The sequence below is a fragment of the Bradyrhizobium sp. WSM1743 genome, assembly GCF_000473065.1.
Lineage (GTDB): Bacteria > Pseudomonadota > Alphaproteobacteria > Rhizobiales > Xanthobacteraceae > Bradyrhizobium.
Genome location: NZ_AXAZ01000035.1, coordinates 24711 through 42971, shown reverse-complemented (window position 1 = coordinate 42971; position 18261 = coordinate 24711). Strand labels below are relative to the sequence as shown.

The 18261-nt window shown below is 58.2% G+C and carries 12 protein-coding genes; 9 read left to right on the top strand and 3 right to left on the bottom strand.

Annotated elements, in window-relative coordinates; all coding sequences use genetic code 11:
• Positions 1–989: 989 nt before the first annotated feature.
• The 3 genes from YU9_RS0120895 to YU9_RS0120885 all read right to left on the bottom strand — a co-directional run bounded on the left by YU9_RS0120895 (position 990) and on the right by YU9_RS0120885 (position 5011).
• Positions 990–2660 carry an MFS transporter gene (locus tag YU9_RS0120895; RefSeq protein WP_027574554.1) on the bottom strand — a complete coding sequence of 557 codons (1671 nt, stop codon included), beginning with the start codon at positions 2658–2660 and terminating at the stop codon, positions 990–992.
• 96 nt (positions 2661–2756) lie between these two features.
• Positions 2757–4202 (bottom strand): aspartate ammonia-lyase, encoded by a 1446-nt coding sequence (locus YU9_RS42085; RefSeq protein WP_051380455.1) that lies wholly within the window; start codon positions 4200–4202, stop codon positions 2757–2759.
• Positions 4203–4534: 332 nt separating this feature from the next.
• A complete protein-coding gene (locus YU9_RS0120885) occupies positions 4535–5011 on the bottom strand; it encodes an Lrp/AsnC family transcriptional regulator (protein WP_027574553.1) in 477 nt (158 codons plus the stop codon).
• Between the two features lie 409 nt (positions 5012–5420).
• Between YU9_RS0120885 and YU9_RS0120880 the strand changes: the two genes are divergently transcribed.
• The 9 genes from YU9_RS0120880 to YU9_RS0120840 all read left to right on the top strand — a co-directional run bounded on the left by YU9_RS0120880 (position 5421) and on the right by YU9_RS0120840 (position 17844).
• A complete protein-coding gene (locus YU9_RS0120880) occupies positions 5421–6632 on the top strand; it encodes a DUF2817 domain-containing protein (RefSeq protein ID WP_051380454.1) in 1212 nt (403 codons plus the stop codon).
• A 72-nt stretch (positions 6633–6704) separates the two neighbouring features.
• Complete coding sequence (locus tag YU9_RS0120875) at positions 6705–8021, top strand: NtaA/DmoA family FMN-dependent monooxygenase (RefSeq protein ID WP_027574551.1); 1317 nt, start codon at positions 6705–6707, stop codon at positions 8019–8021.
• A gap of 103 nt (positions 8022–8124) precedes the next feature.
• Positions 8125–8637 (top strand): flavin reductase family protein, encoded by a 513-nt coding sequence (locus tag YU9_RS0120870; protein WP_036017706.1) that lies wholly within the window; start codon positions 8125–8127, stop codon positions 8635–8637.
• Between the two features lie 538 nt (positions 8638–9175).
• Positions 9176–10684: an NAD-dependent succinate-semialdehyde dehydrogenase gene (locus YU9_RS0120865; protein ID WP_051380453.1), complete on the top strand. Its 1509-nt coding sequence runs from the start codon at positions 9176–9178 to the stop codon at positions 10682–10684.
• Between the two features lie 11 nt (positions 10685–10695).
• On the top strand, positions 10696–12081 hold the full coding sequence (locus YU9_RS0120860) for an aminotransferase (protein ID WP_027574548.1): 1386 nt from the start codon (positions 10696–10698) through the stop codon (positions 12079–12081).
• A 266-nt stretch (positions 12082–12347) separates the two neighbouring features.
• Positions 12348–13571: an enolase C-terminal domain-like protein gene (locus YU9_RS0120855; RefSeq protein WP_245266460.1), complete on the top strand. Its 1224-nt coding sequence runs from the start codon at positions 12348–12350 to the stop codon at positions 13569–13571.
• A 791-nt stretch (positions 13572–14362) separates the two neighbouring features.
• Positions 14363–14758, top strand: a complete 396-nt coding sequence (locus YU9_RS51115) for a hypothetical protein (protein WP_036017702.1) — start codon at positions 14363–14365, stop codon at positions 14756–14758.
• Between the two features lie 256 nt (positions 14759–15014).
• Positions 15015–16190 carry a Xaa-Pro peptidase family protein gene (locus YU9_RS0120845; protein ID WP_027574545.1) on the top strand — a complete coding sequence of 392 codons (1176 nt, stop codon included), beginning with the start codon at positions 15015–15017 and terminating at the stop codon, positions 16188–16190.
• A gap of 232 nt (positions 16191–16422) precedes the next feature.
• The gene (locus YU9_RS0120840) at positions 16423–17844 is read left to right on the top strand and encodes an amidohydrolase (RefSeq protein ID WP_027574544.1); all 1422 of its coding nucleotides are present in this window, start codon (positions 16423–16425) and stop codon (positions 17842–17844) included.
• Positions 17845–18261 lie beyond the last annotated feature (417 nt).

The following is an 18261-nucleotide window of genomic DNA, read 5'->3' as shown; positions in this document are numbered from 1 at the left end:
CCGATCAGTCTGGTGACGACAGCGTGTATCACTATGATCTTGATCGTGGGCGAATTCGTGATCTGGCGCACACCGGAAACAATGGCGCGGTCGAGCGTTTCGAGAGGATAATCGGGCGGGGTGTAGAGATCCGTCGAACAGAAACGGCACTATTATAAATGGCAGAGAGAGCTGTGCGTCGAGGGCAGACCCAGCCACCGCACCCGAGGCCGCGACCACGGTCCCGCCGATTGCCGGGTTAAAATTGCACGGGTGTTGTGGGTAGTGCCGTTCAGAGCGTCCGCCGCGGGAGCGTTTCCGACGTCACCAGCTCGATGCAATTGCGAGCGAGACCAGCATCACGATCCGATCTCGTATGAGAATGCCCTTGGCGCTCCTCGCCGACTGTATCCGCACACGACGACATTGGCCGCTCACTCATGACAAGCTCGATCGTGCTCTCAGAAAATCAGAACCGGAAATGGCCGCCGACCATTGCTGACGTTCTGAACGATCAATCAAGGTGCGCCGATCAAATTGTTCTGCGAGGGTGCCTATCGGAACCAGAACTGCGTGGCCTCCCGCTGCGAACGCACAAAGGGTTTGTCGCCTTCCTGAACCGGGCCGAAATCGCTGCCGCCTGCACACAGGCCAATGCGTATCTAAGGCCGAATTTTCTTTAGCTCAAATGCTTGCCGGCCGATATGGTCATGACCAATGCGGAAGACAATCGAGAAACGTTGGCTCGCATGGAAAGCAATATGATCTCCGTAGCAACCGTCCGTTTGAGACATGTTCGCATGTTTCGGCAGGACCAAACCCAGTAAGCGGCCTGGTCTAACGAGCCGAGGATCTCGAAGCAGTCGTGGACTGCGACCGTACAAGTGTTCACAACGAAACACTCGAGCTTGCATGTCGTTTGTCATCAATGTGCCCGCCTTCGGCAATGCGCTTCCCCGCTCCAGTAAGAACGTTAGATCTCTGATATTGATGCATGTGAATGCATCCTGTTATATTTTGGAATCTGTGGGTCCGACGTCGTTCGCAGCACGGTCGGGCATCCATTCTTTCCCGCGAACAGATCCGAAGGGTCGCTCCAGCATGCGGCGGATACGCATCGGCTCAGGCCCGATATGGAAAGCGGCCGCCCGACCATCCAGTGCGCGCTCTGACTGTGTCCAGCGGTTGCGCTGGCGTAGATAGTCGAGCCAGGTCGGGCAGTGATAGCGCTCCGTCCACAGCTCAGGATCCGCAAGATCGCGAGCTATCGACCAGCCATAGGCCCCGTTGCGCTGGCGATAAAGCTGCACCTCTTGCATCAGGTTGTGAAACGCCCGGGCGCTTTCTTGGGCGACCCTATACTCAATCTCCACAACAAGCGGCCCACTCCGTCCGGTAATCGGAAGCCGCACCTGGGGATCCGCCAGCATGTCGGCGTCCTTATCATGCACGATAATGCTCGGCATTTGCAGCCATCGGCCCAGAACGGGCGAAACGAATAGAAGGGCCGCCGAAACCAGGAGCGCCGTTTCAACGCCGGCCACATCAGTCAGATGACCCCACGCCCAGCTTCCGACGGCTATACCGCCTGAACTCGCCGCCTGATAGGCAGCAAGAGCGCGGCCGGCGACCCATCTTGGCGCTGATAGCTGTACCCCAATGCTGAAGACCATCCACGCCATCATCCACACGGCGCCAGCCAAAACCAGCGCTACCGCTGTCAATACCGGGGCGCGACTTAGCGACACGGCGGCGACGGCGCCGCCCATTGATAGACAGCAGGCGCGGACGGCGGCCTCGCCGGTCAGACGTTTGCGCAGCTCGGTAATATTGAGTGCACCGATCACCGCGCCCAGTCCGAAAGCGCTGAGCATTATGCCATAGGTCTGCGCGGCACCGTGCAGGAGATCGCGCGCGACTAGCGGCATCAGCGCTGTTATCGCGCCGCCAATCAGACCTGTAACCGCGGAGCGGGTCAACACGATCCTGATTGGAGGCGAATTGTTGATGTAACGAACTCCGGAAACGATCGCGCGGCTAAGCCTTTCGCGAGGCAGGCGCGAGGGGTCTGAGATGCGCCTCCACAGGTATAACGCAAGCATTAGTGGCAGATAAAGCAGGGCGTTGAGGGCGAACGCAGCAACAGCGCCCGAGGCCGCTACAACGATGCCGCCGATGGCTGGGCCCAGGCTGCGCGCGATGTTGTAGCTGACGCTGTTCAGTGCTAGCGCCGCAGGCACCGCTTCCACTGGCACTTGCTCGCTGACCGAGGATTGCCAAGCCGGTCCCATTAGCGCCATGCCCGTGCCGACGGCAAAGCAGGACGCGAGTAGAATGTTCGGCGTGATCAGGTTGAGCCAGTCGAGCGCCGTCAGTACCGCTGCGCCGACAAATGCGATGCCGAGCGAAACCAGTGTGACAATGCGACGGTCATACATGTCGGCAATGGCGCCGGCGGGCATCGCGATCAGCATGACGGGCAGCATCAGCGCCGTCTGAACTAGCGCGACTTTGTCGGCTGAAGGCGCCATCTCAGTCATGGCCCAGGCCGCCCCGACACCTTGGACCAGAATTCCCAAGTTGGAAAACAAGCTCGCCAGCCAGATACGCCGGAACGTAACATTGCGAAGGGGACCGATGATCCCGTCGACCTTGGACGTGGAACTAGGCGGATGCGTCATATCGGCTCATGTCTCGCCTGAAAAGGCTGCATTCCGAGGTCAGTTTATTATGGAAGAGCGCGCCGCCTTTCGGCCGCAAGCGCGACGCGGGCCAACCTATTCGGTCTCAGCGGAGCTTGTGATCCCTTGAAGCTCGAGTTCCTGCGCTTTCCACGGCCTTGTCAGGGTAGATGGATCACGCAATTGATCCAGCAGGTCAGACGGCAGATGCAGCTCTGATTGGATGACGTCCCAGATCATTTGCCCGTTCTTCAGGGTTGCTTTCGCAACTTCGGACGCGCGCTCATATCCGATCAATGGAGTCAGAGCTGTCACGATAGCCGTGCTTGCCTCCAAATGTTCGCGGCACCGTTCCACATTGGCTGTTACACCGACGATGCACTTTTCGCGAAATACTCGGGCAGCGTTCGTCAGAAGGGAGATGGATTGCAGCATACTGTAGGCGATCACCGGCTCCATTACATTGAGCTGGAGTTGGCCTGCCTCGGCCGCCAGCGTGATTGTAAGGTCCGCGCCGATCACTTGGAAAGCCACCTGATTCACAACTTCAGGAATAACCGGGTTGATCTTGCCTGGCATTATGGAAGAGCCTGGCTGGAGGGCCGGCAGATTGATTTCGCCGAAGCCGCCTCGAGGTCCACTCGAAAGCAGTCTCAGATCGTTTGAAATCTTGGAGAGCTTTGTTGCTGTCCGTTTCAGCATCCCTGAGAACAATACAAACGACCCCGTGTCCCAGCAAGCTTCGATCAGATTGCCAGCTGCCAGTAAGGGAAGCTGAGTAAGCCGAGAGAGCTCCTCGACGACGGTCCGAGCGTACTCCGGCTTTGTGTTGATTCCGGTGCCGATGGCCGTGCCACCGAGATTCACCTCCTCGAAGAGAGAAACGAGCTCTTCCATGCGGGCGACATCTTCCCGCATTGTCGTTGCGAAGGCACAGAATTCTTGGCCAAGCGTCATCGGAACAGCGTCTTGCAGCTGTGTGCGGCCCAGTTTCACGACGCTGCCGAACTCCGCCCCCTTTTTTTCGAACTCATCGGCAAGCCGACGAAGCTCGTGGTCCAAGGATCGGTGCGCCAACCGGATCGCAAGCCGGATTGCAGTTGGATAAACATCGTTTGTCGATTGAGAGAGGTTCACATGATCGTTCGGGTGAATAACGTCGTAGCGGCCGCGAGGCAATCCCAAGTGCTCGAGTGCTCTGTTTGCGATCACCTCGTTGATGTTCATGTTCGTCGAGGTGCCAGCGCCGCCTTGAAAAACATCAATTGGAAACTCGGCGTTCAGTTTGCCGGAAACGATATCGTCGCAGGCTCTAGCAATAGCATCAGCCTTGACGCCCGGGATGTCGCCAAGCTTGGCATTTGCCAGAACGGCAGCCTTCTTGACCAGAGCGAGCGCGTAAACAAGTTGCACAAGACGGCCGATCGGAATTCCCGAGATCGAAAAGTTATTGATCGCCCGCACGGTTTGAGAGCCATAGTAGGCCTCAATCGGGACCTCTACTTTTCCTAGACTGTCGATCTCGTGGCGAGTTGTACTCATTCTCACTCTCTATTCGTGGTAGCGGGTATGGCGTGCTGGCCGAAATCAGCCTTTTGCCTGAATTGCGCTTTCGATGTTCTTAGCGCTTGAGCCTTGCGCGCTACCGCAACAGGTTCGCCTTGACGCAAACCTGCGCCCGCTAGCGGCACGATCGCGAACCTGCTTTGATGAGCCAGGCGCAACATCAGCACTGCAAAGACCTCTCCCCAGCTCCGGCGTACGCAGAGAGTAGAGGCAGGCCTCTGAGGGTTTGTCGCGTTCTAATCGAATAGGCGATGAAAAAGTGCGCAACGGGGCCGGCATGCGGCGCGAGACAACACTTGCGCTCGTCGTCAATCCTCGTTCGGAAGCTCCACAGGAATCGCAAAGCCAGCCTTGACGCGGTCCATTACGACCATGGTTTTGAACCCTTTGATGTCCGGGTTCTCATAAAAAAATCGACGAGTGAACTGCTCGTAATCCTCCATCGTTCTCGCCGTGATGTACAGGACGAAATCAGCATCACCAGTGACGTAAAATCCATTGACGACTTCAGCTGAGGATTTGATCGCTTTCTTGAACCTGTCGATTATGTCTGCACGCTCGCGCTCCAGGCTTACCAGCACGAGCATCTGAATCGGTCTGCCTACCATCTTCGCGGAAACGATCGACACGTCGGCTTCGATGATTCCTTCGGAGCGAAGTCTCTTCAGTCGCCGCTGGCAAGCGGTAGCGGAAAGCCCGGCCAGCTCGCCAATGACCTCTGAAGTCAGGCGGTTGTTCTTCTGTACGAGCTCAAGGATGCGGGCGTCTGTTCGGTCGTATTGCATAATCGGGCCTCCGGTGAATTTCCTCGCGAAACACGCGTCTTTTGCAGAAATGGCCCCTGACCGCGGGGAAAAGCGACGCAAATCTGTTTCGGACATCAGTATCCTGAATGCCTGGAAAATTTCAACAAATCACGTCGCGCCTATAGAAGATTGTTGGACAGTGCTGAAACAGGTCAACGTTGTTCGAGAGTCGTCGCCCCGGAAGGGCTTGCACGAGAAAGCCTGGACCGTTTGAAATGGGGTGCTGTAGCTCTTTCAATCGGTTCAGGGCTGCGGAGCGTGGTGCCCGCCGCGAGCCAGGCGGTGATCAGCTCAGAGCGGCGGAATCTGGGAGTTGAGTGCGATCAGATCTGCGAGCTCTGTCGCTGGATCACGCGTTACGGAGCGGCGGATCGTGGAGGGAAGAAACTTGGCTTCTGTACCGACTGAACAGAAAACTGGCCGAGGCGGAAGGCTGCCTCCCCTGGCTGATCGGCTGAAGTGCGGCGAGCTGCTGGTTTCGGTCCGGTCGTCGTTCTCGGATGCGTACGAGCAGGCGAGGCGGAAGTTTCTCGCGACGATGCCGCAGGCGCGTGCCTTCGTGCTGCCAGATCTCGCCGGGCCGCATAATGAGGCTCTGTCCGTCGACGTGGGTTGGATTGGCGATCCGCAGGCCGAATGCGTGCTGGTAATTATTTCCGGCACTCATGGCCCGGAGGGCTTCTGCGGATCGGGCATCCAGATCGACTGGCTTGCACTGCTGGAGGCGAGTGGCCCCCCCAAGCATGTCGCCTTGCTCTTCATTCATGGTCTCAACCCTCACGGCTTCGCGTGGGATCGCAGGGTCACGCAGGAGGGCTGCGATCTGAACCGCAACTTTGTCGATTTCGCCGTCGGCGCTCCAGCTAATCCCGGCTATGATGAACTCCGTGCTCATTTTGTGCCGGCTGCTCTTGACGGGGCGGCATTCGAGGCGGCCCGCGAGGCGATACGGCAGTTTAAGTACGCCCACGGTGAGCGCGCTTTTCAGATCGCGCGGAAGGCTGGTCAGTACACCGATCCTGATGGAATGTTCTTCGGCGGATTCGGTCCGTCCTGGTCGGCCTGCACGCTGGACACCATCGCTCGCGAGTATGCCTTGGCCGCTCGCAAATTCGTGGCGGTCATCGATGTCCATACTGGGCTTGGCCCGTATGGGTATGGCGAGCTTCAGAGTGAGCATATGGCCGCGAGTGCGTCGCAGGTCATCGCGGATCGCATGTTCGGACCAAGCGTCACGTCTGCGGATCTGGGAACGTCGGCTTCGATTCCCATTCACGGCTCTCTGCAACTCTTTTGGGAGCGGCTTCTGGGCGATGGGCGGTATCTCTATCTTTGCCTTGAGTACGGGACCTTCGACACTGAGGCCGCCCAGCGGGTGCTCCTGGCAGATCAATGGCTGCACGTTCATGGCGGTGGCGATCGAACCGGAGCGTTTGGCCGCGAGGTTCGTGCGCGAATGCGGGCCCATTTTTGTCCCGATGATCCGTCCTGGAAAGAGGCGGTCCTGTTTCGCGGGCGGCAGGTGCTGCGCCAGGCCTTGGCGGGACTGGAGCAAATAGGCCAAGGCCAGTTCGCGTTGCCGCCGAGTGCCCCGAAATAAGGGCGGGCTGGCCCGACTGGCCACGCCCTTGCAGAACGGACTCTTAGAGAATAGCCCAAAAGGGAGAATTCAATGTCAAAAGGAATGATGAGTATCGGAGCGTCAATCCGGGGGCTTGGCTATAACGCATCCGCCTGGCGGCACCCTGACGTCGATCCAACCGTCCAGGAATCGATTTCGTTTTATGCGGAACTGGCGAAGAAAGCGGAAGCCGCAAAACTCGATTTCGTCTTTTTGGCGGACAATCTCGCAGCGACTTCGATGGACGATCGCCCAAAGGGAGCGCTCGGCCGCGGCCACGATAACATTACCCTCGAGCCACTGACCACGATGGCTGCTATTGCTGTCCTGACCAGCAGGATTGGACTAGTTGCGACATGCTCGACCAGTTACCAGCAGCCATTTCATGTTGCCCGCCTATATGCCTCGCTCGATCACATAACCGGAGGCCGGGCAGCATGGAATGTCGTTCCATCGTACCGGCAGACCGAGGGAGCAAATTTCGGTTTGTCAGAGCCCATTTCGCACAGTGAACGCTACGAACGGGCAGAAGAATTTGTCACAGTTGTCCAGGGCCTTTGGAATAGCTGGGATCGCGATGCGTTCGTTTATGATAAGAAGTCCGGGATCTTCTTCGATCCGACTAAAGTGCGTGCTTTGCATCACCGCGGCAAGTTCTTCCAAGTGGAAGGACCGCTGACGGCCACCAGATCGCCGCAAGGCAGGCCGGCAATCTTTCAGGCGGGCGAATCGGGCCCGGGCGTTGAACTTGCGGCCAAGTTCGCGGACGCGGTTTACACGGTTCCGCTGGAAAAGGCTGCCTCGATCCAGCAGAGACAACTCGTTCGGCAAACAGCGGCCAAGCACGGGCGTAGCGAAGAGTCGATCAAGGTCATTCCGGGCATTCAGCCTGTCGTTGCGGCAACGAAGAAAGAGGTTGAAGAGAAGCTCGAGTTGTTACGCTCGATAGCCGATCCCATCAAAGAGATGGGAAGATTGATCATTCAGTTCAAGGACATCTCGAAGTACGATCTTGAGGATACTCTTCCTGCATCTTTCGTCGAATCCGCCGTTACAAGTTCGGCCAGACCAATTGCGGAAAAGGCGGTCGCATCCAAATGGACTGTAAGAAGGCTCTGCCAGGAAATGGCGCTTGGACAGCAGCGAATCGTTGCTGGCACGCCGGAAGAGATCGCGGCCGATCTTACTGAATGGTTCAGCAGCGGTGCATGTGACGGTTTCAATGTTTCACCGTCACACGTGCCTGGCGGGCTTTTCGAGTTCCTGGATCAGGTGGTGCCGATTCTGCAGGAGCGTGGCGTGTTTCGAGCTGAATACGCCGGACGCACCTTGCGTGAACACCTGGGAGTTGCCCGCGATGCATCGTAATGACAACGTCATCCGGTGCGCTGCCGGAAGTGCTGGCCCAAAATTGGACGCCGCCGAGCCGGCCGGCGTACGCATGAGATCAATGGAGCAGGGTACGGTCGCAATGAAGCAGTCCGAAGTTTCGACAATCGACTCACAGGCGCTTCGGTACGCGCTTGGCCGCTTCGCCTCGGGAATTACTGTCATTTCGGGGATGGTTGACAACATGCCGACCGGTTTTACATGCCAGTCGTTTTACAGCGTCTCGCTGAACCCACCTCTCGTGTCCTTCTGCGTGATGAAGACGTCGAAGAGCTGGCCCGGCATCCGTCTGTCTCGCCGTTTTACCGTCAATGTGCTTGCCGAAGAACAGCAGGCCGTCTCAGACGCCTTTGCAAAGTCCGGCTCGGAGAAGGGGAAACATGTCGACTGGGCCACCGATCAAGGTGGCAAGGCAGTAATCGCCAAGACACTCATGTGGTTGGATTGCTCACTACACTCGGAACACGAACTCGGCGACCACTTTATGATAATCGGCAAGGTCGAGGAGATGAGTCCGGTTGATTGGGACAGGCAGAGAAATCCATTGATCTACTTCAGAGGCCAGTATCGGCAACTCCTGGGTGATAATGCCTGATTATCTCCAGGCATTCGAAGCGCTTCTGACGCGCCACGTGCATACGTCAGATCAGATCGAGCATGGCAAACGGCAGGGTCAAGGAGCGCGAGTTGCCTCCGCACTCTTCATCGCTTGCGTATACCTCCTGCTCCCAGAAAGCTGTCGCGGCTGATGCGGTTCGCTCTGTCGAAATGCGTCACCGGCTAACCAGTTGAGCGGCTTCCTGCACCGCCGTCATTCATGCGCGCGAAAGCCGCTAGCCCACTTCATTCGCGGGTTCATCTGACAATCCAGTCGTCACCGGTCAACAGAACCCGACATCGTCTCACTGGCGCAGTCTACCCGGTTCCGCTGGGGGAATGGTGATCAGAAGCATTTCTGTCGACCGCTTGCGATTATTGGATAAGGACCCGCGCTTTGCGATGAAATCTAACGAAAGAAGGTTCTGAGATGCAGGAAATCATCCCTGCAACAGGGAAATGCAACGCGAATGTGTGGACGATAACGATACGATGAGAATGGCGCCGATCCAACAAGGGAGCCTTGGGACTTTCAAATGACCTTTCAGAGTGTTCTGCCTGCGCATTCGGCCGGTATCGCTGCGAACTACCTGCGAAACTTGCAGCGCCGCGACTTTGTCGCGGGCGCTGCGCTGATCGACGGTTGCTGGGTTGCAGGCGGGCAGAGGGACCCTGTGGTCGATCCGGCTACTGGAGAGGAAATAGCCGATGTAGCTCATTGCAGTTCCGCAGATATGGAGCTGGCAATTGCGGCGGCCGAACGAGCGTTCCCCGGCTGGCGAGAGCTCCTGCCAGCAAAACGGGGAGAGATCCTCCGGTCCTGGGCAAGGTTGATGCTCCATCATTCCGAGGAGCTTGCTGTCCTGATTACCAGCGAACAGGGCAAGCCGCTGGCTGAAGCGCGCCACGAAATCGCATACGGTGCCGGGTTTCTCGAGTGGTTCGCAGCCGAGGGGGAGCGCGCTTATGGCGAGACGATTCCGAGCCACAAGGCTGCGAATCTCCTCCAGGTGCGCATGCAGCCGATCGGTGTCACAGCCGCGATCACGCCCTGGAATTTTCCGGTCGCCATGATTACGCGAAAGGCTGGAGCTGCCCTGGCGGCTGGTTGTCCAATGATTGTGAAGCCGGCGCCTGAAACCCCGCTGTCTGCTCTTGCTGTGGCCAGGCTGGCTGAGGAAGCTGGAGTCCCGCGCGGTGTGCTTCAGGTTCTGGTCGGTAATCCCGTCGAGCTTTCCGCGCCTCTGCTGCGCGATCCGAGGACGCGCGCTCTTTCGTTCACTGGCTCAACGCACGTGGGTCGCCTGCTTCTGGAAGGGGCCGCTGCAACGGTAAAGAAGGTTTCGCTCGAACTGGGTGGGCACGCCCCCTTCCTCGTCTTTGACGACGTTAATCTCGGCAAGGCTGTCAAAGGCGCAATGGCTGCAAAATTTGCTACGTCCGGTCAGGACTGCCTGGCGGCTAACCGCATCTACGTGCAGCGGGGCGTCTATGATGCCTTTGTCGAGGCTTTTGCCGCGGCAATTGTCCGACTCAAAGTGGGGCACGGCCTCGATCCAGCAACGGAGATTGGTCCAATGACAAGGTTGTCAGTGGCCAACAAATGCAGGTTGCAGATTGATGATGCGAGGACAAAAGGTGCCCGCATCGTTTCCGCGAAGCCAGACGGCGGCCTGGGTCCGAATTTCGTCGCTCCGACGCTGCTTAGTGATGTCAGCGAAGACATGCTCATTGCGCAGGAGGAAACATTTGGCCCGGTGGCTGCCGTCCTGGCGTTTGATTCTGAAGACGAAGCTGTCGCTCGAGCAAATGCGAGCGAAATGGGCTTGGCCGGGTACGTCTACACGGACAGCCTGCGTCGAGCGCTAAGGCTCTCTGAGCAACTTGAGTACGGCATGCTCGGCATCAATACAGCATCGTTTACAGGGCCGCCTATTCCGTTTGGCGGGTGGAAGCAATCCGGCCTTGGCCGCGAAGGTTCTCGGCACGGATTAGCGGAATACATGGAACAGAAATACGTCTGCTTCGGCGACTTGGCGGCTTAGGAGAAGAAGATATGAACGATATCAAAACCATTGCTGAACAAGATCGCGCCACTGTCCTGCATCCTTTCACCCAGCTCAAGGAATTCGCCACCGGTAAAACAGGCGATCCTACGATCATTACGGGAGGGAAGGGCATCCGTATCGAAGATGCGCTGGGACACACCTACATCGACGGTTTTGCTGGTTTGTACTGCGTCAACATTGGATATGGTCGCACCGAGGTGGCCGAGGCCATCGCACGGCAGGCTTACAAGCTGGCATACTACCACACTTATGCTGCGCATACGACCGAGGAGCTCGCAGCGCTTTCAGATCGTCTCGTGCGGATGGCGCCAGGCAAGCCGAGCAAGGTGTTTTACGGGCTCTCCGGATCGGATGCCAACGAAACACAGGCCAAGCTCGTCTGGTACTACAACAATCTTCGCGGCCAGCCCAGGAAGAAGAAGATTATCTCGCGCGAGCGCGGCTACCATGGCTGCTCGGTCATCTCCGGTTCGATGACCGGCATGTCGTTCTACCATGATCATATGGACCTTCCATTTCCGGGCATATTGCATACCGGTACACCGCACCATTATTGGGGTGCCGAGCTCGGGGAAACAGAGGAGGCGTTTTCCCGCCGACGCGCAGACGAACTTGAAAAGCTGATCCTTCGAGAGGGGCCGGAGACGGTCGGCGCATTCATTGCCGAACCTGTCTTGGGTACAGGAGGCATTACGCCGCCGCCTGCCGGTTACTGGCGCGAAATTCAAGCGGTCCTGAGGCGCTATGACGTCCTCCTCATCGCAGATGAAGTGATTTGCGGTTTCGGCCGAACTGGTGCGGATTTCGGCAGCACCTTGTATGGGATGGAGCCGGATCTGGTGACAGTCGCGAAAGGCCTGACATCCGGCTACGTGCCTCTGTCGGCAGCGATCGTTGGCGAGAGGGTGTATGGTGTCATGGAGGAAGCTGCCGATCGCGTTGGAGCTTTTTCGCATGGATATACGTACTCTGGCCATCCGATCGCGGCCGCTGCAGCAAACGCAGTCCTCGACATTGTGGAGAAGGAGCGGCTGAGCGAGCGCGCGAGGACCGTCGGCTCGCACTTCCAGAAGCGGCTCAAAGAGCGGTTTGCGCAGTTGGAAATTGTCGGAGAGGTGAGAGGCGTGGGCTTGCTCGGGGCCATCGAGTTCGTTGCCGACCGCCAGACAAAGCGGCGATTTGATGCAGAGCTCAAGGTGGGGGCCCGCATTTCGAAGGCTGCCCGGGATCGCGGACTTATTGCGCGAGCAATGCCGCACGGAGACATTCTGGGTTTTGCGCCACCGCTGGTCGTTTCCGAATCTGAAATCGATGAGATTGTTGAGCTCGCGTATCGAGCGACGAAACAGGTAATGGACGAGCTTGCAAGGTAATCACCGACCGCTTGAAATTGGCCTTTTGCGTGCCGGTGCGGATCTATCATTAGCCGGGCAATGTGATGCTCTTTGCGTGGACACCCATTCGGGCGCCCTTCTATCTGTTGGCGTCGCTGAGCTGCTGCAGTCATACCCATGTATTCCATTGCCTGGCGACGGGAATGCTGGAGCCCCTCTACAAAGGGGCAGGGGAAGGCAATTAGCTGGGCTCACATGACGCGTCTCCGCTCTGCGTCATGTGTCTGGCCGAGGAGGAGAGTCGAATGACCGAGATGCAATCCTTTGTGGTACCGGCGCGGGCGCCGGATGTGCCGATTCGTATCACGGGAATACGCACGCTCGTCGTGAATGCGGAGATGCGCAACTGGATCTTCGTCAAAGTCATGACAGATCAGGACGGCCTGTATGGCTGGGGCGAGGCAAGCCTGAATTGGAAGACGCGCGCGGTCTGCGGCGCGGTAGAGGATCTCGAGGCTCTGCTGCTTGGCCGTGATCCGCGCGACATCGAGCAGTGCCTGCGTATCCTGAACAAGCACAGTTACTATCGCCTTGGTATCATTGGCGCGACCGCGATCAGCGGGATTGAGCACGCGCTATGGGACATTTTTGGCAAGAGCGTCGGGCTGCCGGTATGGCGACTGTTGGGAGGTCAGGCTCGCAACAAGGTGCGTATATACACTCATCTTGGGCTGGGCGACATGAGATCCGTCTATGAGACCTTCGACCGCGGGGCTCTGCGCGACAAGGCGCGTCAAGTGGTTTCGCGGGGCTATGACGCACTGAAAGTGGTGTTCATCCCGTACGGTCATTTCACTGCGCGCATCCCGGAGCGTCGCCAGGTCGGGCTGTTGATGGAAACGCTGCGCGAAGCCGTAGGTGACAACGTGGAGATCATGGTTGATTTCCATGGCCGACCCGCCTCAGTCGGAGCGGCGCTGCAGTTCATCGAGGAGCTAACACCGTACCGACCGATGTTCTGCGAGGAGCCGGTGCAACCGGGCGATACTGAGGCGATGCGGCAAGTGACCGAGCGAGCCGGCTGTCCGATCGCGACCGGCGAGCGTTTGGTGGGATTCAAGGAATTTGAACCGCTGTTTGCCGCGAAGGCCGTCCACGTCATACAGCCCGACTTGAACCACGTGGGCGGGATACTGGAAGGCAAGCGAATAGCCGCCGCGGCCGAGCACGCCTTCATGGGCGTTGCGCCGCACAACCCGAACGGCCCGCTTGCGGGCATCGCAGCATTGCACTTCGATGTTTCCACCCCGAACTTTGTCATTCAAGAAGAAATGAGCGGCGCGGTGCCGTGGTACGACGACGTGGTGACTACGCCCCTGAAGCGGACTGGTAGTTTCTGGGAGGTGCCGATCGCGCCGGGTCTGGGCGTGGAGATCAACGAGGCGGCGGCCGCGCGCCATCCATTCAAGCCCGAAGTGATGCACACACGATCGGCTGTGCTGGAGGATGGCACGATCGTCGATTGGTGAGCGTAAAGCGACGGCGACAGGTTGTCCGCTGAGCCGTTCGGGCGGGGCGGGGCATCGTGGCCCGATTGGCTGCTAAGTCTTTCCAGTTGTTACAGCGGTGCCGCTGTTGGCGTGACGGTCTGGCCCAAGTCACTGCCGATCCGTCCGCGGCCGAGATCAACGATGTGCGACCTCTTTGGAAGCAAGGATGTTGAGCACGTCGTTCCTGGAGCGGAACACCTGCCCGAGTGAGAAAAACTTGACGCGGTGCTTGGCAATTCAATGCACGGGGAAGCCCTGCAGCGGTTCAACTCGAGTAAGCTGCTCCAGTGGGACCCGCATGAATGTTATCGGACCTTTTAACTGCATGGGGCGCGAGCGCAGCGTACGATGCCAGAGCTGAATGCGGTTGTTGTCGCGTTGTCCCCTATGAAATGCAGGAATTCGGCCATTTCTCGACCTACATTAGGGGAATTCGGCTCCTGAGCGCAGCTAAGGTTTTGTCCATGACATCACAACGATCTCTCGGAATCCTGCAACTTGAACGCGGAGTAGCGCCAGGGGCTACGCCGCCCGTGCCGCCGTCCGGTTCAATGCTGAGTTCGGCCACTTTCGACTTCCCAACCATCTTGGAAACTGTCCCGGGGGCTTGGGTGGAGAATGTCGTACGAGGCGACCCGTCGCTCGAGTCGGCCTACATTGCGGCTGCCCGACGGCTGGTCGACCGAGGTGCCGTCGCGATCAGTTCCACCTGTGGCTTCTCTGTCCGGCATCAGCCGGCGGTCGCTGCCTCCGTAAACGTGCCTGTGCTAATGTCGAGCCTGCTCTACTTGCCGGCGCTGCTTCGCCAGCTGGCGCCGCAAGCCAAAATTGCAGTCCTGACCTATGATTCTACGCATTGCAGCGAGGATCTGCTCGGAATCGATGATCCGGACGAACGGGCGAGAATCGTAATTGGCGGGGTCGAGGGCGGCAAGTACTGGCGCGACGAGTTGAAGCGTCCGGCGCCGCCGACCGACGTTGCCGCCATGGAAGCAGATGTTGCTGCCTGCATCGCGCGGCTTCGCGCATCACACCCGGAGATCGCTGCAATCCTGTTCGAATGTGCGGGATTCCCGATTGTCGCACCAGCAATTCGGCGCATCGTAAAGCTGCCTGTTTACGATATCGCGGGCTTTTGCCGGATGGCGATGGCGTCTCTCGCCTGAGCTTGCTGTTGTTTGCGGACGCGGACAATGAGGGCACACGAAACGGGCTGGTGCAGACACAGGATTTCCGCGGGCTGGTACAATGCCTCGCATGCTGGTTACGCAAGAACGCGTCATTCAACCGGCCGGATGCCTCGGTGTCTGCCATCTCGTGCACTCAGCGAAAGCGCGTACGGCAACAGATCGTTATCGATCCATCTTCCTGCAGAAGACTTGCGCAGCAACTGATCACAATTAACACCCGGAGTGATTCATAATGAAGAAAGAATTGCATTTTGAGCGGGCCGAGTTCGCGGCACGCGTGGTGGCTGTAAAGAAGGAGATGTCGAAGAGAGGAATTGATATCCTTCTCCTCTCGGAGCCGCCGAACCAGAACTACGTGACCGGCTACAACGCCTTCTCGTTCTATACTCCGCAGATGGTGATCGTGGCGCTAAATCACGATGAGCCTATCTGGGTGGGACGGTTTATGGACCGCATCTCAGCCTTGATGACGACTTATCTTGCCGACGGCAACATACGGGCCTACCCCGACCGTTACGTACAATCGACCCTGTCGCCGTACGATTTCGTGGCTGACGTTGCAAAGGAGTTGGGCGGCGAGAAAGCGAAAATCGGTGTGGAGATGGGGGGCTATTACTACTCCGCGCGTGCACATGCAGATCTTGTCCGAGCGCTGCCACTGGCCGAGTTTGTAGATGCCGACCTCCTTGTCAACTGGATCCGGATTGTGAAAAGCCCGGCTGAGATTTCTATCATGCGCCAAGCCGGCAGGATCGCGGACGCCATGATGGAGAGGACTGTCAATACAGTCGAGCCTGGTGTGCGCGAATGCGATGTCGCAGCTGCCGCCTACCACCAGATGATTTCGGGCACGCCCGAGTTTGGCGGATCCTACAGCTGTTCGCCGCCCAATATTTGTATTGGTGAGCGTGTAATCGCGCCGCATGCTCATTGGACGGACGAGCCGCTCGCACCTTCAACCATACTGAATCTTGAACTTTCGGGAGTACGACATCGCTATCAGGTCGTCCTCAGTCGCACGGTCTCGCTCGGCAAGCCTGCCCCCAGCTATCAGAAACTTGCGGACGTGGTGGTCGAGGCTTTGAATACGACTCTCGAGAGTGTCAAACCTGGCCGGACAGCCTCGGAGATCGAAGGAGTCTTTCGGCGGACGCTCGCACGCCATGGATTTGAAAAGGAGGCAAGGCTCGGCTATTCAATCGGAGTTGGATTTCCACCTGCGGTCGGTGAGCGCACTGCAAGTCTGCGCAAGGGCGATGAAACTGTTCTTCAGACCGGTATGGTCTTCCACATGATGCCAGGACTTTGGCTGGACAATGTGGGAATCACGATCACCCAATCCTTGGCTGTTACCGACGGCGGACACGAGCCCTTGACGTCGACGCCGCGCAAACTCTTCGTCAAATAGGCAAAACATCAGGCCTCCGCTACTAATATGCCAGCGGTGGCGCCAGCTGTCGCTGGCCCCGCAATCAGACTGCAAGTCACGGCGGCGCTTTGAGACGAGCCGCCGTTAGACCGCCAGGCTGGTCGTATCTGCGTTTTGGCCACCTGTTTGCCGTGGCTGGTTCGAAACGCGAATGGCCGAAAGGCTTTGTCGCTTCTAAGACGGTCTCGAAAAAGCAAAGCTGAGGACGAAGATGAGAAATTCCGATGCCATTTGGGACATTGCGGACCAGAAAGCGCCGGCATTCCACAAGCTCAGTGACGATGTTTGGGAGAAACCTGAACTGAATTACCAAGAATTCGCGGCATCGGCGGCACACGCGAACATGCTGCGTGCGCAGGGGTTTCGAGTCGAAACGAACGTCGCCGGATTACCGACGGCAGTGATGGGCGAGGCGGGCGAGGGCGGTCCAGTCATCGCCATTCTGGGCGAGTTCGATGCGCTTCCGGATCTGAGCCAGGAGGCCGGCGTTGCTGTTCACAAGCCAATAACGTCTGGCGGCAGCGGACACGGATGCGGCCACAACATGCTGGGGGCTGCCGCCTTGCTGGCTGCTGCAGCGGTCAAGGACTGGCTGGCTGCAAACGGCCAGAAGGGCCGGGTCCGCTATTATGGGTGCCCCGCAGAGGAAAATGGCTCCGGCAAGGGTTTCATGGTGCGGGCCGGTGTTTTTTCCGATGTCGATGTTGCAATCTGCTGGCACCCGGCCGATTTCACAGGCGTTTTCAAGCCGCAGTCACTTGCTTGTGTTGAGATCGAGTTTACCTTCCACGGCCGAGCCTCCCATGCTGCCGTTGCGCCCCATCTCGGGCGAAGCGCGCTCGATGCTGTCGAACTTATGAACGTCGGGGTCAATTACATGCGTGAGCATATGCCGTCCTCGGCGCGTGTGCACTACGCTATCACCGACACCGGCGGATTGGCCCCAAATGTCGTTCAAGCTCGCGCTTCGGTGCGGCACCTCGTCCGCGCTCTTGATCTCAATGAGATGTGGAATCTGGTTGAACGTGTTAAGAACATTGCACAGGGTGCCGCCCTGATGACCGAAACTCGAGTTGAAGTGAAGCAGCTTTCAGGCGAAGCAAATCTAGTTGCCAATCGGGCATTGGAGAGCGCCATGGAAGCAAACCTCCTCCGCCTCGGCGGGCCAGGATTCGATGCGGCCGACCGCGCGTTTGCGGCACAGATTCAGAAGACCATTTCTGCTGAGGACATCAAGGCTGCCTACGCCCGCTATGGTCTGCAACCGCAGGAGGGGGAATTATTGAGCGAGCGCATTTACCCGACCGGCCATGTCGGCGAGCTCCTTCCCGGTTCGACAGACGTGGGCACCGTCAGTTGGGTCGTTCCAACTGTGCAGTGCCGTGTTGCTTGCTATGCGGTGGGCACGCGCTATCACTCGTGGCAACTGGTTGCTCAAGGTAAGCTGCCAGCAGCGCACAAGGGATTGACGCATGCGGCTAAAGCGATGGCCGGTGTTGCTGTCGATGTTTTGAGTAACAAGAATCTGCTGAAATCAGTAAAGGAAGAGTTCGACGCGTTCCGAGCCAAGAATGAGTTCAAGAATCCCATCGCGGAGGACATAGTGCCACCGCTTGATATGGCCGCACCCTGATCTGCGCTCAAAGGATGAAGATCAAGACCGCGCTCATCGCGTTCTTGGCTCGCGGCAACAACTTATAGGACCAGCGCGGCGAGCTCGTTTCTTGAGGCAAGGAGTGCTGCCGGCCAAATGCGCCGGGAAAAATCGTGCGTCGAGATCGCTCATCACGCGATGCAAGGCGCTATTACCCAGATCGAGGTTTGCAACCGCCAATGCGAGATCAGCGCAGCCGCGTGGCCGCGCAGGTTTCGGTCGCGCGGAGTTGGAACTTGCATATAGGATCCGCCCGCAGATTTGATCTGCACGATGGCTGGCAGTACTGGCCTCTCAGCGGTTGCGGCCCAGCTTGGGTGGGGGAGGCTCGCGGAGTTTGATTGAACGAGTTCAGCGCGGCCATTCAACCGCATGACGATTCTCGGACGCCCCAAA